We start from the raw sequence: 15,842 nt of genomic DNA, 5'->3' as shown, positions 1-15,842 counted from the left end.
TCATTCTCTCCTAGCGCGGTGGCTCTAGTTCTTCTTTTGCCACCGTTCTCATCTTTGGTTAGTCTAAACTACAGTAATTTAATCAAAAAATGCCTCAAATAGATATACGTCCGGTTGAAAACGCACAAGAATTAGAAGAGATGTTTTACCAGCGGTGGTTGGTTTTGCGATCGCCCCTAGGGATGGAAAAGGGCAGCGAAAGGGATAGTCACGAAGATACTGCTTTTCATTTAATTGGAATGTGCGATCGCAAAATCATTGCTTCAGCCCGACTGCGCGAATCATCCCCAGGACTAGGAAACATCAGCTACGTTGCGGTACTTCCTGAATTTCAAAATCAGGGAATCGGCACTCAATTAATTAAAAACTTAATCGTCAAAGCTCAAGCAAAAAATCTAAAAACTTTAAGACTTAAATCTCGAATTAACGCCATTAAATTCTATCAAAGAATCGGATTTACCGAAGAAGGTAATCCCTCCGATTTCCTGGGGATTCCGCACATATTTATGCAGTTAGAAATTCAATCATGATTCCTGTAGGGGCGGGTTCACCAAAAATATTTGCCCAAAACCGACAATCTCAAAAACCCGCCCTGGCCTATGTATTATGCGCGACAGGACAAAATCTTACATAGTCTCCACCAATTTTTGCACCGAAACAAGAGGGTAGCCTACAAACTTCAAATCCTCCTTCTTCGAGTAAAAATGGAGATTTTCTACAAAATACTTGACAAATTCCGACTCTTTTTGAGCACCACAAGAACCTTTGAGTCGAACAGTTTTGGTTTCATCTTTCACCAAATCAGCGCGATAACTATAAGTACCGTCCGCTTTCTCAAAGGTAATTTCAGCCAAGAAAGCATCATTTTCTGGATATTTTTCAACAATGCGGCCCGCAACTTTGTAGCTGAACCAATCCCAACCGTAGCGGATGATTAACTCTCGTTCCAAAACCTGAATTTCGTTCGGCAAAACTCCCGAACCCCGATAAACCTTATTCAAACATTCAATATCACCAGTTCGCGTTAGAATAGATTTGAACGAAGTGCGATCGAGATTTCCGTAATATCTACCATCAGGTAAATCAATCGCAGTCGGTGCCATGCGGTGTCCCCCAAAGTGGCTAGATTTCCAAACACGAACATCACTCAATTCTAACTCGAAAACCACAGCTTTTGCTTGGGCATAAAACGGATTGCCGTATCTGGCGCAACATCTATCGTGACTCCCGTGAGTGCAAACCAAAATATCTCTACTTGGGTTATTTTCAACTTCGCAATCCGGGACTTCTCCAGCTAAATAGCTTTTGACAATTCCCGCCACTTCTTCAATGTTATTCACATTAAATTCGTGTTTTTCGTAACCGCCAAAAACATCTTGGCTTTGATTGTCGTAAATCAAAATTTTGCGCCTATCAGCAAATTTAGTTGATTCACTATTGATTAACAAAAATCTGATTTTTTGCTTTAAATGCTCTACTTCCTTCACTAAATCCCTTAGATTCTGGGGAATTTGCTGAGAATTAAAAGCTTCTGATTCCCAAGGCAAACAACATTCAATTAATATATAGGTTTGGTAATTAGTACCGCTACCAATAATATCCTCTTCAACGCATTTAGAAGTATCGGCGCAAAAAAAACTATTCGTCATGTTATACCTCATTGTGTCTCATAAATTACTATTTTAATAACAAAATTATCGCAGTTATAGCGGTTCTCAAGCGTGGTGAGGATAGCCCTATGCCCTATGCCGAATAGTACCTCATATGAGAGCTTGAAAGGCGATATTACTTTTCTATAGTTTTAACTAACAAAAATAATTCCTTCAACAACTAGCCTCGACAAAAGCGGCATTACATCTATTTCCCAATCACAATCCGGCAACCAATCCATCACATCTTCTCCTGTAAAAAATTCTGTACTGAATAGATTCTCCGTAAATTTATCCGTTACTCCTTTGAGAGATACTTCTTTACCTGCAACAACTATTTTGTATCCGTCCCCGTCAGGCAATTCGCTAATTCTCACCCGCTGAATTTTGGGAATTCTATATTTAGTTTGAATGCCGTAGGGAAAAATATTGAACCCTGCTTGAGAAGGGAGAGAATATTTCGCTACAGGTTTTGCTAAACTGTCGAGGTAGCTGCTGTACTCTTCTCCCAGATTTTTACTGTTTGCGTAGCCCTGCAATTGGGCAATTAAATTATTTACACTTGTATCGATTGAATCTTGATTTATTCGCAGCGGTAAACTTTGCCGCCACTCTGATTGTTGTCGCAATTCGCCCACCAACCATTCTAACAAGTCAATTCCTGTTTTGCAGTGAATTCCTAATGTTAAATGCAGCGATGGTTCGTCGGAAGCAATTGCATAATGCCAATGTCCGCGCGGTATGTAAAGCACGTCGCCGGGGTGCAAGGTGCAGGTTAAATAGGGTGGGGTTTCTGGCGGCGAAAATGTCGAGGATTTTTGGTCTGTAAGCGGGTATTTAATTGTGTCGGCAAAGACGTACCACTGTTTGATTCCGTCTGTTTGCAATATAAAAACTTCGTGGGTGTCGTAATGAGACGAAAATCCCTGTTTTTCCGGCCAGGAACAATAGGCGTTTACTTGATTTGGATAACCTAATTCTGCTTTTAATTCTGCTGCAAATTCAGCTATTTCTGGTATTAGTTTGTGGACTTGATTGATAATTAAAGTTGCTCCCGATTGGCACAATTTGATGAGATTGGCGTTTTCGCTTTCGTCGAGAACTTTTCCTTTTACTGCTAACCGAATGTCGGGATATTTTAATTGGTAAAAGTTGAGCAGGTGGTTGAGTTTTTCCCAGGAAAATAGGTGTGCAAAGTCTTTTTTGCCTTCACTTTTAATCGCAACTGCTTTGTTTGTCCAGTTGTTATTGAGAAAATCTTCGAGATTGTATGGTTTGAGGAGATTGGCGAGCGATCGCATAAACTTTAAAAATAAACGATAAATATTATCAATAAGCTTTTAGCAATTAAATAATTGAGGACAACACTTTGCGCTTGTCCTCAATTATTCCAGACTTCCCGATATCAAAAAATAAAATCTATTACTTCTTGTTTGGGGAGGCGAAGTCTAACGGAAAAACCTGCAATTACTCGTTGGTAACATCGCTACCATCGGCATCAACATTGAGGGTAGAAGAGATGTTTTTAGCTGTGGCGTGCTTGGCAATTTCCTTGACTTCTACTTGGATTTTGCTAGCGCGGGACAGTTTGAGAGCCGATCCGTTGATTTGCTTTGACATAATGGCCTCTAATTGTTGTATTACACCCATTTAGCTGAAATTTTCCCTGACTGTGACGTTAGGGTTTGAATTCTCAACTTTGACTAGAAGCCTAACATGAAGTTAATAAACTGTGCAAGTAGTTAAGAATTCTTATCAATAAATAGACCGCCAGGGTAATTCGCAGCAGTTGCTCACCCTGGTGAAAATTAAGCGCGAATCCGCTCTGCTGCTAGATTCTGGAGGTTGAGCGATCGGGCGATCGCCCGATCGCCCTTTTAACTACAGGACTAGGCGGGCGATCGCCTGTTGAGAAATTATCCTGTAAGGTAGCAGTTTTTTGATCTCCAGCATCTACCTTAAGGTAGAGTATTGTTTGTGAGAGTTAGGATGAAAACGAGCTACTATCTAAATGAAGGGCGATCGAGAAAGACAAATGAAGCATAAGTAGTTCCCAATTAACTTTCTTCACGATCCAGAAGTCACGGATACACAGATAGCTGTTGGTTCCCTCTTCCTTCTTCCTTCTTACTTCTTCTTCCTTCTTCCTTCTTCCTTCGTAATTATCAATGAATCAATATTTTGCTACAGTTGCGCGCGGTTTAGAAACAATTGCCGCCCAAGAATTAGAAAGCCTAGGCGCGCAGGATGTCAAACCCGATTTTACAGGAGTTTACTTTGCGGGCGATCGCGCTTTATTGTACCGCGTCAATCTGTGGTCGAGAACAATTTTTCGAGTGCTTGTTCCCATAGCCGAATTCCGGTGTTACGACTCAGATATGCTCTACCGCGAAGTGCAGAAAATCCCTTGGGACGAATATCTAAATCCTGATAATACCTTAGCAGTCAACTGTACAGGTGGCAACGATAAGTTGAACCACACACACTTTACAGCTTTGCAGGTCAAAAATGCGATCGCCGACCAACAGCGCCACCAATTTAACAAGCGTTCTAGTGTTGATGTCGAAAGTCCCGACTTACTAATTAACCTTCACATCCATCGAGACCGCGCTATTTTGAGTTTAGACAGCTCTGGTGGCAGTTTGCACCGGCGGGGATACCGGCCGGCAATGGGGCTTGCTCCTCTCAAAGAAACCCTCGCTGCGGCGTTGTTAGAAATGGCAGAATGGACACCAGATTTGCCATTTTTAGACCCGATGTGCGGTTCGGGAACTTTGCCTTTGGAAGCGAGTTTAAAAGCCTTGAATATTGCACCGGGATTGTTTCGAGAAAAGTTTGGATTTATGACGTGGCGGGACTTTGACGAGCCTTTGTGGGATAAATTGTGGGCCGAAGCAGAGAGCAGCGAATTGCCAGAGCTTCCAGAAATGATTGCTGGGTGCGATCGCGATTCTGATATGTTAGATCAAGCTCGCACTAACGCGCAGCAAGCAGGTATTGCCGGTAAAATTAAGTTTGCTCGTACCGAGTTATCCGAGTTGGAAGCACCCACAGACAGAGGCGTGCTGATTTGCAATCCTCCCTACGGAGAGCGGCTGGGAGATGCCAGCGAATTGGGAGATTTGTACAAGATGTTGGGCGATATTTTCAAGCAGCGTTTTAAAGGTTGGAATGCGTTTATTTTGACCGGAAATAAGGAGTTGGGGAAACAAGTTGGACTCAGGACATCAAAGCGGATTCCGGTTTTCAATGGCTCGATTCCCTGTACTTTGCTCAAGTATGAACTGTATTGAATATGTGTAAAATATCTTTTTTTGCCCTTGGCACAAGCTAATAGTAATTGGAACAGGTTAGGATGAATGAAATTTTTTGAAATTGACGGACACAAGCTCTTTTTAGGAGATGTCTTAGAAGTGCTGGAAAGTCAAGTAAAAGACAACTCTATTGATTTAATTTTTGCCGATCCTCCCTATAATATCGGCAAAAATTTTAATGGTTTTAAAGACAAATGGGAATTGGAAAGCGATTATTTAGAATGGAGTTATAAATGGTTGAATTTATGTATTAATAAACTCAAGCATAACGGCAGTTTGTATCTGATGGCATCTACTCAAAGTATGCCATACTTTGATTTGTATTTGCGCGATCGCTTAACAGTTCTTGCTAGAATAGTGTGGTATTATGACAGTTCGGGCGTACAAGCAAAAAAATATTATGGTTCTCTGTACGAACCGATTTTATATTGCGTCAAAGACAAAAGAAATTATACATTTAATTCCTCAGATATTCTGGTAGAGGCAAAAACCGGAGCTGTGAGAAAACTAATTGACTATCGCAAGTCTACACCATCAGTATATAATTCTCAAAAAGTTCCAGGTAACGTCTGGGAGTTTTCGAGAGTTAGATATCGTATGCCTGAGTATGAGGAGCATCCTACTCAAAAACCAACATTGTTGTTAGAAAGAATTATCAAAGCAAGTAGTAATGAGGGCGACGTTGTACTAGATATATTTTCAGGGACTTTTACAACATCATTTGTTGCCAAGCAACTTAAAAGAAAGTCAATTGGCATAGAATTGCAAGAAAAGTATCTACAAATAGGATTGCGGAGGCTGGAAATTACCCAGGATAATAGTGAAGAGCGTGTGATGTCTGAAGTCAACTCCGGTGAAATTTCGCCAAAGCAGCTAACATTAAACTTACAACTCTGAGCAAAATGGAACATGAATTCACAAAAATCATTAATAAAATTTTAGAGGAGCAGTTTCCCGAAATTGGCAAACAAATATTTACCGAAAGCCAGTTAATTGGATATTTGAATATCAAGACTAAATCGGCTAATAAAGGTTCAAAATCTAGAGGAAGTTTTGCCAATTTATACGCGATTTATGTTTTAGTTGAAGACTATATTTTGAATAACTTTCATCAAATAGGGATGTATTCTGATTATGAAGGTGCAGTGTATACAAATATTTTTAAGAGACAACGTGAATTACCCTTCGGCCAAAAGCTTCAAAATCATGGCTTGAACCATAGAATGAATGAAGAATTTAAAAAATATTTTCCCACTTGTGAGTTCATCCCAATTTTGAGAAATCAGAAAAATAATAGGTATTGGTTTAACGAAAATTTATTAAAAGTTAAAATTAATGAGAAAGAACATAATATAGCACAAACAGTAATCGATATAATTGATGCTTACGTGGAAGCTAAGAGAGATAGCTTTGAAAAGTTTATTCAACTTTGTAAAGATGCTCAAAGATTGACAGAGGAGCAAGTCAGAGAATTCATTAAACAAATGGTAGCGCCAACTGTAGATGCTCGAATCTTCGAGATAGTCAGCTACAGTATATTAAAATACTACTACAACGACCGAGTTATTTATTGGGGCTATGAACTAGACAAACTCCAGTCAGAAAATTTAAAGCTATTTAAAACAGGTAGGACAAATGCGAACGATGGAGGGATTGACTTTGTAATGAAACCCCTCGGACGCTTTTTTCAGGTGACAGAAACTGTAGATGTGAATAAATATTTCCTCGACATTGATAAAATTGAAAGGTATCCGATCACATTTGTAGTTAAATCTTTAGATTCAGATATTGAAATTAAATCAAAGATTGAAGCACAAGCTCGAAAGCAGTATGCAATCAATGCTATAGTATCGCAGTATATGGAATGTATCGAGGAAATAATCAATGTTCCTATCCTGATAGAAAGATTTGAACAAGCTGTAGCCCAAGGATATTTAAGTAATATATTGAGCGAAATTATTAAGTTGAGCAGATTGGAATTTAATTATGAAGATGAGGAAGAAAGTATAAAAATTGAACTATTAGAAATTTCTGTAGAAGATGAATGATCCGTTAATAAAGTCCGCTTGAATCAGAAAATTTTTCTTTCCTGTAGAAGTTGTTGTATGTTGTGAAAATACTAATTTGAAAAATTTTTGTTTGCAATAAGGACGAAAGTCCTTACTACAAACGCCAATTACTGAAAATTAATGCTCGATTTTGAGTGAAATAATCTTGTCGCCTTGGCGGATTGCATTCACGACAGACATATCATCTGTTTGGCCAAAAGTTGTGTGAACTCCATCCAAATGAGACTGGGGAGAATGGCAAATAAAGAATTGGCTGCCACCTGTATCGCGGCCTGCGTGAGCCATCGATAAAGTTCCTGCCAAATGTTTATGCGAGTTGATTTCACACTTAATTTTGTAGCCTGGGCCGGCAGTTCCATTACCTTTGGGACAGCCACCTTGAATCATAAAGTTAGGAATGACTCGATGAAACAATAGTCCGTCGTAAAAACCTTTTTCCGCCAAGTCAACAAAATTCTTCACTGTATTCGGCGCATCTGCATCGAACAGTTCCAAGTTGATAGTACCTTTGTCGGTTTCCATAATAGCCTTGGTCATGATTTCTCCTTGCTTTCTAAAATGACTGTACTGCCCGCTTTTTAATTGCGGACTTCGCTTTTATAGCGACAGGTTTCAAGCTGTCGCTATATTTTGACTTTCAGAAGTGTAGCATACTCGAACAACTCTCGTAGGACTTCTGCGCGCTTTTTGAGGCAACCGGGTTTGTTACCGTCAGTCATATTTTAATTGTTGGTAACATTTGGGCGATTGGTTTCTTCCTCAAAATCATTCATATTGAAAATGAAAGGAACCCGACTCGAACCGCTGCCCATGACCAGCACTTTAGGCATCTGAGCGCCACCGTTTCTCCAAGCTTCGATCGCCTCTTTTTGCAGCACTAACTGGCCGCCTTGAGCCTTCAAAGTTTCAGCCAAAAGTCTTTGAGCTTCTGCCCTACCTTGAGCGCGGTTAATGTCAGCTTGAGCTTGTTGTTCGGCTTCTTGAGCAACATACACAGCCCTTTGCGCCCGCTGTTCGGCAACCTGTTTCTCTTCAACTGCTTTGGCAAAATCTGTGGAGAATCGAATGTTGACAACGCTGGTGTCAAGCACGATTACATCATATTTTGACAGCCGTTCCTTCAGTGCAGCATCAAAGTCTTTTTTCAGTTCGCTTCTTTGAGTAATAGATTGTTCGGCGGTTCTCAAAGCTGCTGCTGTTTTAAATGCTTCTTGGGTCTGCGGAGCAATAATTTTTGATACTATATTTTCCAAGGTTCCCTGAGTTCTTCTAACATCAACTATTCTCGTAGGATCGAGGCGAAAGTTGATGGCAAAACTCGCATTTAAATCCTGAAGGTCTTTAGTCGCACTCTGGGCGGGTACTTCAAATTTTTGCACGGTTACGTCGTACACATCTACCTTAGATATCAGCGGTGGTCTGAAGTGAAATCCCTCTAACAAGGCTCCATCTGTGGCTTTTCCTAAAATGCTAACTACTCCTGCTTCACCTGGATTGATGACAACAAAAGAGTTGAAGCCGAGGAGCAGCGCGACTACTAATAGAATGCCAGCGAGTGCTGATGATAGGCTCTGGAAATTTTGATTTTTCAATTTAACACGCTCCTTTGTGATAAATCTATTATAATGCTTAATTGAATGAATGCGCCTCTAAAAATATAAAATATAAAATATAAAATATAAAATGGATGGTTTCGCCTTAAAAATCCAAAATCTAAAATCTAAAATCGGTTGATTATGGCAATTATTAAATATCCCAGAACTTATCATATCGAAGGTTCGCGTTTCGGGCCTGGTGACGAAGACCTTGACAGCGTGCCGTTTAGCGCTATTGCCGATCGCCCTTTAATCATCGAAGAAAAGGTAGACGGCGCAAATACGGGCATCAGCTTCGCACCAGACGGGCAAATGCTGCTGCAAAGCCGCGGCCACTATCTCACCGGCGGGCCGAGAGAAAAACATTTTAATTTGTTCAAACAGTGGGGTTTCAGTCTCAGCGGAACTCTGGGAAAAGTGCTGGGAAATCGTTATATCTTGTACGGCGAATGGCTTTATGCCAAACACACTGTTTTTTATGATTTTTTGCCGCACTATTTTATGGAATACGACGTGCTGGACTTAGAAAAAAATCAATTTTTGAGCACCGAAGCCCGCCGCCAGTTGTTAAGCGGATTGCCGTTAGTATCAGTTCCCGTGCTGTTTTCAGGAGTTTTGAAATCGCCGAAGCAAATGATGCAGTTGATGGATAAATCTAATTTTATTTTGCCGGGACATTTGGAACGGTTAGTTTTGCAGTGTCGGGAATTGGGATGGGATGAGGATCGGTGTTTGAAAGAAACTGATAAGAGCGATCGCATGGAGGGTCTATACATTAAAGTCGAAGAAGATGGCATAGTAAAGGCGCGTTACAAATACGTGCGTGCCAGCTTTTTGACCGCGATTAAAAATGCGGAGGGACATTGGCTGAATCGTCCCATTGTACCTAATATTTTGCGTCCCGGCACGGATTTATTTAATTTTAGTTAACCTGCAGGTGAATTTATGAATACACTATTATCGCCCTCGCCAACTTGGACTTTTCCCTTTTGTCCAGAATCGCCCGATTGGTTCCTGGATTGGGACGGTATTCAAACGCATTTCGACTGGATTCAAAACTTAGAAGGATGTCAGCAAGACCCGATTTATCACGCTGAGGGAGATGTTTTAATTCACACCAAAATGGTCTGCGAAGCCTTAATATCTTCTCCGAATTGGCGGCAGCTTCCCCTGCAAGAACGATCGATGCTTTTTGCCGCCGCTTTGCTCCACGATGTCGCAAAACCGGCTTTTACAAAAATAGAAGCCGACGGCAGAATTAGCTCAAAAGGTCACGCCCGCCAAGGTGCGAGAATGGTGAGAAAAATTTTATCTCAATTCGAGCGGCCAGTGCAGTTTGAGATTCGGGAAACAGTGGTGGCGATCGTCAAATTTGGCAGTTTACCCATCTGGCTGCTGGACAAACCCAACCCGCAGCAGTCTGTAATTAAAGTTAGTCAAGCTGTCCGCTGCGATTTTCTCGCACTTTTAGCCGAAGCAGACGTGCGCGGGCGAGAGTGCGGCGACAAACAGGAATTGCTCGATAAAATACAACTATTTCGGGAGTTTTGTCAAGAAAATAATTGCTTGAATTCTCCCCGACAATTCCCCTCCGCCCACAGCCGATTTATCTACTTCCGCAAAGAGAACGGCAACCCGGATTACGAAGCATTTGACGACACTAAATGCGAAGTAATTTTGATGTCTGGCTTGCCAGGAAGTGGCAAAGATTATTGGATTCGGGAAAATCTTCCAGATTTGCCGGTAATCTCGCTGGATGCACTGCGAAAAGAGATGAATGTCCCTCCAGATGAAACTCCCGGCAATGTAATAATGGAAGCCAAAAATAGATCGCGGGAATATATGAGAGTGGGTCGTTCTTTTATCTGGAATGCTACCAACACTACTAAACAAATGCGCCAGCAATTAATTAATTTTTTTGCAGGCTATCAAGCGCGAATTCGCATTGTTTACCTGGAAGTTCCTTTGGATGAAGTATTGCAGCGGAATCGATCGCGCACAGCAACAGTACCGGAAGCAGTCATTCGCAAGTTAGCTGCGCGACTGGATATTCCAGACATCACAGAAGCACATCAAGTCGAGTGGATCGTTAACAATTAATCTCCCTTTTTACCTAAAACTGTTAGAGCCCCGACTTCTTTAAGAAGTCGGGGCTCTGGGTATTAGGTTGAGGGTTTCCCTTGAATCAATGAGTTTTATAATTTTCCTCAATCCAACAGCGCGGCAGGACTTCGCCCGAGGGGAAAACTAATTTAGCCTTCTCAAAATTTGCCGGGTCTTGCTCTTCTTCACCTGCTTGAATCCGTCCAGATACTTTATTCTTGCTAGGGCTGACTAAAGTCTCGATATCGAGGATTTCTACCAAGTCGCCGGATTCTTTTTCTTGTAAAAGCATAGTTTCTCCTTGTCAATTAATGGTGAGTTAGGGTGTGAGGACAACTTTGATGCAGTTGTCTTTTTTCTTTAGGAAAATCTCGTAAGCGTGGGGCGCTTCATCCAATTTCATTCGGTGCGTAATCACGAATGAGGGGTCAATTTCGCCTTTTTGAACCCGATCGAGCAAAGGGCGCAAATAGCGGTGAACGTGCGTCTGTCCCATTTTCATGGTCAAGCCTTTGTTGAAAGCTGCACCTAGGGGCACTTTGTCAACAAAACCGCCGTAAACGCCGGGAATTGAGACTGTGCCGCCTTTGCGACAGGCGAGGATTACTTGTCGCAGCGCGGTAGGCCGATCGCTCTCCAAGCGCACAGCTTGCTTGGCTTTGTCGTACAAAGCATCGAAACCGGTACCGTGGGCTTCCATTCCCACCGCGTCGATACAAGCGTCTGGCCCGCGTCCCCCCGTCATTTCGGTGACGGCTTCCCCCGCGTCCATTTCTTCGTAGTTGATGATTTCAGCCCCAGCCGCGGCCGCCATTTGCAAGCGTTCCGGTACTCTGTCGATCGCAATTACTCGATCGGCCCCCAGCATAAACGCACTTCTGATCGCAAATTGTCCGACTGGGCCGCATCCCCAAATACCAACAGTATCTCCCGGCTGAATATTGCAGTTTTCGGCCGCCATATAACCGGTGGGAAAGATATCAGTGAGGAACAATACTTGTTCGTCAGAAAGTCCGTCTGGAATTTTTAAAGGGCCGACATCTGCAAACGGAACCCGCGCGTATTCTGCTTGACCTCCTGCATAGCCACCCGTTAAATGAGAGTAGCCAAACAGTCCCGCCGGTGAATGACCGTAGATTTTTTCAGCCAAGGCCGCATTCGGGTTCGAGTTATCGCACAGCGACCACAAGTCCTTGTTGCAAAAGAAACAACTGCCGCAAGAAATCGTAAAAGGAATTACAACGCGATCACCCTTTTTCAAGTTCTTAACTTCGCTGCCGAGTTCGACTACTTCCCCCATGAATTCGTGGCCCATGATGTCGCCCGATTGCATTGTCGGGATGAAGCCGTTATAGAGGTGCAAATCAGAGCCACAGATTGCTGTAGACGTGATTTTAACTATCGCATCGCGCGGATTGATAATTGTTGGGTCTGGTACATTATCAACTCGCACATCATTTGCTCCGTGCCAGCAAAGAGCTTTCATTAGTTCGTTTTCCTCTAGTTAACTACTAGCTAGCAGATTTTTGATTCTAAATCTTAAATTTACTACGCCGATAAATTACCTGCTTGGATGTTTTAATTTTAAGCATATAAAATATATTCTCTCTCTATCCGAGGTATAATTTATAAATCTATCTTTCGGTTGTTTTCAATAACAAAAAAGGTAGAGCTTATCCAGACTAAATTGCAGGGGATTTCACATTCTTCTGTTAACCGCCAACAGCTAACAGCGACATGGCTGAGGGAGCGCGCGGCGATCGCCGCGCGCTCGCCTCTCACAATCAATAATATTTTTGCATTTTTCTCACTGAGTGCGAAAACTTGGCTCACATTAGATAAGCAGCGACCGAAAACTTCTCAAGTAAAAGCGGGTTTATCGATTATTAAGTAGGGTGCGTGACTTTTGTATAGCTAAACACTCCGCCCAAATCTTGAGAATCACGCACCCTGCTTAAGGAGGATTAATCGTCAAAAATTGTATCATTAGTTATAGCTAAAAGCCGAGCTTGCGCTAAAGTTGTTAAAGATTAAAATTTATCGATCGCCTTTTATGCCTTACACTGCATCTACCCCAACAGACCCCAATCAACCCAACATCCGCAATGCCGACCACCGCCTACTAGAATTCACCAAGCTAACTCCGATGATGCAGCGGTATGTGGAAGTGAAAGAACAGTATCCCCACGCACTTTTATTGTTTCGAGTCGGAGATTTTTTTGAGTGTTTTTTCCAAGATGCCGTGACAATTTCGCGGGAATTAGAACTTGTTTGTACTAGCAAAGAAAGCGGCAAAGAAATCGGTAGAGTGCCGATGACAGGAGTGCCGCACCACGCCCTCGACCGCTACAGTTCTCAGTTAGTAGAAAAAGGGTATGCTGTGGTAGTTTGCGACCAAGTTGAAGATGCTTCGATTGCCGCCCGTGAAGGTCGCCAAGTCAAGCGAGAAATTACCCGCATTCTCACTCCCGGAACTTTGACGGATGATGGAATGCTCAAACCCAGACAAAATAATTTTTTAGCAGCAGTCGTCATCGCTGGGGAACATTGGGGATTAGCTTATACAGATATTTCTACGGGAGAATTCGTTACTACCCAAGCAGACAGTTTAGAACAATTAACTCTAGAATTGCTGCGCTTGCAGCCTTCGGAAGTGCTGGTTCCAACTAATGTGGTGCTAACTAATGCGCCGGATTTGGTGACGATGTTGAGGCCCGGAGAGAAATCAGAGCATTTACCCGATTGTTTGCCGACTTCGTTTTGCTATTCTTTGCGATCGCAAATTCCGTTTACTTTGTCCGAAGCAAAACAGAGAATCCTGCAAAAGTTCAAAGTGCGATCGCTCGAAGGCATGGGATGCGGACACCTTTCCTTCGCAGTGCGCGCCGCCGGCGGTTTGCTGCAATATCTCGAAGAAACCCAAAAGGAAAAAGCAGTTGCTCTGCAAAGATTGCACACTTACACACTCACCGACTTTCTCATACTCGACTACCAAACCAGGCGCAATCTCGAAATTACTCAAACAGTGAGAGATGGGGTTTTTCATGGTTCGCTGCTGTGGGCTATAGACAAAACCAGCACCGCAATGGGAGGCCGCGCTTTGCGCCGCTGGGTGCTGCAACCTTTGCTCAACATTAAAGGCATTTGCGCCCGACACGACACGATTCAAGAATTAGTAGAAAATAACGCCCTCCGCCAAGATTTGCAGCAGTTGCTGCGCCAAATTTACGACATCGAAAGACTGACAGGGCGCGCCGGTTCTGGAACAGCTAGCGCGCGGGATTTAGTCGCTTTAGCAGATTCTCTCTCGAAATTGCCGGAATTAGCCTCGATCGCAGCCCAAGGGATCTCGCCTTATTTGAAAGCCCTGCAAAATGTACCGCCAATTTTAGAAGAATTAGCAAGTAAAATTCACGCTCATTTAGTTGATGAACCGCCGATTCATTTAAAAGAAGGAGGTTTGATTCGATCGGGAATCAATCCCATGCTAGATGAAATGCGCCACACTGCGTCAGCAGACCAAGAATGGATTGCTAATTTAGAAGCAACCGAGAGAAAACGCACCGGAATTTCTAATTTAAAAGTTGGCTACAATAAAGCTTTCGGTTATTACATCAGCATTACAAAATCGAAAGTAGACCAAGTGCCGAACGACTACACCCGTAAGCAAACTCTCACCAATGAAGAACGCTACAGCACTGAAGAATTAAAAGAAAGAGAAGTGCGGATTCTGACGGCGCGGGAAGATTTAAATCAGTTGGAATACGATATTTTTGCAAAAGTGCGATCGGAGGTAGGAGAACACGCCGAAATTATTCGCAACGTTTCCCGCGCCGTGGCGGCGGCGGATATTTTGTGCGGTTTAGCAGAAGTAGCAGTTTACCAGAATTACTGCCGCCCGACTATGACAGAAAGTCGGGAAATTAAAATTATTGAAGGTTGTCATCCTGTGGTGGAAAAGTCTTTGCCGCCGGGATTTTTTGTTCCGAATTCGGCTTTTTTGGGTCGGGAAGCATCGCTAAATCGCCCCGATTTAATAATTTTAACGGGGCCGAATGCTAGTGGGAAAAGCTGCTACTTGCGGCAGGTGGGTTTGATCCAGTTAATGGCGCAGATGGGCAGTTTTGTGCCGGCGAAAGCTGCGACTTTGGGAATTTGCGATCGCATTTTTACCCGCGTCGGCGCAGTAGATGATTTGGCAACGGGTCAGTCTACGTTTATGGTGGAAATGAACGAAACTGCCAATATTCTCAATCACGCGACGCCGCAATCATTGGTTTTGTTAGATGAAATTGGCAGGGGAACGGCAACTTTTGACGGACTTTCGATTGCTTGGTCTGTGGCAGAATATTTAGCCAGCGAGATTCGGGCGCGGACAATTTTTGCGACTCACTATCACGAATTAAATGAGTTAGCTTCTATTTTGGATAATGTCGCAAATTATCAGGTGACAGTGAAAGAATTGCCGGATCAAATCGTATTTTTGCACCAAGTTCAGCCGGGAGGTGCTGACAAATCTTACGGAATTGAAGCGGGCAGATTGGCCGGTTTACCGCCGTCGGTGATTGACCGGGCGAGACAGGTGATGAAGCAGATTGAGAAACATAGCAAAATTGCGATCGGGCTACGAAAGGGTGTTAAAAAAGATGGCAAAAAAGAGTCTGAGGGCGAACAGTTGGATATTTTTGATGATTGAAATTTCCGGTGGTAAAAAAAGTTTGTAGTAACTTCTATAGTGCACCCTTTTCAATAAGCCTTTCATATCAAATCTGTTAGAATCGGAATTATTCCTATCTCTATTCTCGACAAGCGCGTGAATCAGCGTCAATCCCTTGTTATCTGCGGTGAATAAATTCTCTTTTTTGACCGCAGATATAGGCAGATTAACACAGATTAACGCAGATGAATTAGATGGATTCCGGTTGGTTGCACCATCTGTGATTGTTGAGTGTTGACTGGATTTTACTATTCCGATGCTGTTAGAGAGTCGATGGCAGAGTGTCCTCTACCATCTCTCCTACAAAACCGTGCTTGCGACTGTCGGGTAAGAGAGCATACGTCGCCGTATCTCCCTCGTCGGGTAAGGTTCGAGCGTCGCCGCTCTCCCCTCCC

The 15,842-nt window shown here is 42.8% G+C and carries 14 protein-coding genes; 7 read left to right on the top strand and 7 right to left on the bottom strand.

The window, feature by feature from the left end; genetic code table 11:
- Nucleotides 1–89 precede the first annotated feature (89 nt).
- Nucleotides 90–530: a GNAT family N-acetyltransferase gene (locus tag QUA44_RS28790; RefSeq protein ID WP_333256823.1), complete on the top strand. Its 441-nt coding sequence runs from the start codon at nt 90–92 to the stop codon at nt 528–530.
- A gap of 96 nt (nt 531–626) precedes the next feature.
- Here QUA44_RS28790 and QUA44_RS28785 read toward each other — a convergent pair whose 3' ends face one another.
- From QUA44_RS28785 to QUA44_RS28775, 3 genes are all read right to left on the bottom strand, one after another.
- The gene (locus QUA44_RS28785) at nt 627–1,649 is read right to left on the bottom strand and encodes a sucrase ferredoxin (RefSeq protein ID WP_333256820.1); all 1,023 of its coding nucleotides are present in this window, start codon (nt 1,647–1,649) and stop codon (nt 627–629) included.
- A 152-nt stretch (nt 1,650–1,801) separates the two neighbouring features.
- Nucleotides 1,802–2,950 carry a cupin domain-containing protein gene (locus QUA44_RS28780; RefSeq protein ID WP_333256817.1) on the bottom strand — a complete coding sequence of 383 codons (1,149 nt, stop codon included), beginning with the start codon at nt 2,948–2,950 and terminating at the stop codon, nt 1,802–1,804.
- Nucleotides 2,951–3,116: 166 nt separating this feature from the next.
- On the bottom strand, nt 3,117–3,269 hold the full coding sequence (locus QUA44_RS28775) for a hypothetical protein (RefSeq protein ID WP_333116741.1): 153 nt from the start codon (nt 3,267–3,269) through the stop codon (nt 3,117–3,119).
- A gap of 548 nt (nt 3,270–3,817) precedes the next feature.
- Between QUA44_RS28775 and QUA44_RS28770 the strand changes: the two genes are divergently transcribed.
- The 3 genes from QUA44_RS28770 (at nt 3,818) to QUA44_RS28760 (ending at nt 7,011) form a co-directional block, all read left to right on the top strand.
- Entirely contained in the window at nt 3,818–4,942 is a 1,125-nt protein-coding gene (locus tag QUA44_RS28770; RefSeq protein WP_333256813.1) for a THUMP domain-containing protein, read from the top strand.
- 66 nt (nt 4,943–5,008) lie between these two features.
- The gene (gene yhdJ / locus QUA44_RS28765) at nt 5,009–5,860 is read left to right on the top strand and encodes an adenine-specific DNA-methyltransferase (RefSeq protein ID WP_333256810.1); all 852 of its coding nucleotides are present in this window, start codon (nt 5,009–5,011) and stop codon (nt 5,858–5,860) included.
- A 5-nt stretch (nt 5,861–5,865) separates the two neighbouring features.
- Complete coding sequence (locus tag QUA44_RS28760; RefSeq protein WP_333256807.1) at nt 5,866–7,011, top strand: restriction endonuclease; 1,146 nt, start codon at nt 5,866–5,868, stop codon at nt 7,009–7,011.
- A gap of 138 nt (nt 7,012–7,149) precedes the next feature.
- On the opposite strand, the gene QUA44_RS28755 is transcribed toward QUA44_RS28760, so the two are convergent.
- Together QUA44_RS28755 and QUA44_RS28750 are read right to left on the bottom strand one after the other, a co-directional pair.
- Nucleotides 7,150–7,569: a peptidylprolyl isomerase gene (locus QUA44_RS28755; RefSeq protein ID WP_333256804.1), complete on the bottom strand. Its 420-nt coding sequence runs from the start codon at nt 7,567–7,569 to the stop codon at nt 7,150–7,152.
- Between the two features lie 185 nt (nt 7,570–7,754).
- The gene (locus QUA44_RS28750; protein WP_333256801.1) at nt 7,755–8,624 is read right to left on the bottom strand and encodes a prohibitin family protein; all 870 of its coding nucleotides are present in this window, start codon (nt 8,622–8,624) and stop codon (nt 7,755–7,757) included.
- 144 nt (nt 8,625–8,768) lie between these two features.
- Here QUA44_RS28750 and QUA44_RS28745 point away from each other — a divergent pair, with 144 nt between their 5' ends.
- Nucleotides 8,769–9,557 (top strand): RNA ligase family protein, encoded by a 789-nt coding sequence (locus QUA44_RS28745; RefSeq protein WP_333091686.1) that lies wholly within the window; start codon nt 8,769–8,771, stop codon nt 9,555–9,557.
- Between the two features lie 15 nt (nt 9,558–9,572).
- A complete protein-coding gene (locus tag QUA44_RS28740; RefSeq protein WP_333256798.1) occupies nt 9,573–10,727 on the top strand; it encodes an AAA family ATPase in 1,155 nt (384 codons plus the stop codon).
- Nucleotides 10,728–10,812: 85 nt separating this feature from the next.
- Here the strand turns inward: QUA44_RS28740 and QUA44_RS28735 are convergent, their stop codons facing one another.
- Nucleotides 10,813–11,022 carry an acetyltransferase gene (locus QUA44_RS28735; RefSeq protein WP_333256795.1) on the bottom strand — a complete coding sequence of 70 codons (210 nt, stop codon included), beginning with the start codon at nt 11,020–11,022 and terminating at the stop codon, nt 10,813–10,815.
- 27 nt (nt 11,023–11,049) lie between these two features.
- On the bottom strand, nt 11,050–12,216 hold the full coding sequence (locus QUA44_RS28730) for a zinc-dependent alcohol dehydrogenase (protein WP_333256790.1): 1,167 nt from the start codon (nt 12,214–12,216) through the stop codon (nt 11,050–11,052).
- A gap of 567 nt (nt 12,217–12,783) precedes the next feature.
- On the opposite strand from QUA44_RS28730, the gene mutS reads away from it, so the two are divergent.
- The gene (gene mutS / locus QUA44_RS28725) at nt 12,784–15,426 is read left to right on the top strand and encodes a DNA mismatch repair protein MutS (RefSeq protein WP_333256825.1); all 2,643 of its coding nucleotides are present in this window, start codon (nt 12,784–12,786) and stop codon (nt 15,424–15,426) included.
- Nucleotides 15,427–15,842 lie beyond the last annotated feature (416 nt).

It is taken from the genome of Microcoleus sp. N9_A2, assembly GCF_036701775.1.
In the GTDB taxonomy this organism is placed as follows: domain Bacteria; phylum Cyanobacteriota; class Cyanobacteriia; order Cyanobacteriales; family Microcoleaceae; genus Microcoleus.
The sequence above is the reverse complement of the archived record's forward strand: the minus strand, read 5'-3'. Positions and strand labels throughout refer to the sequence as shown.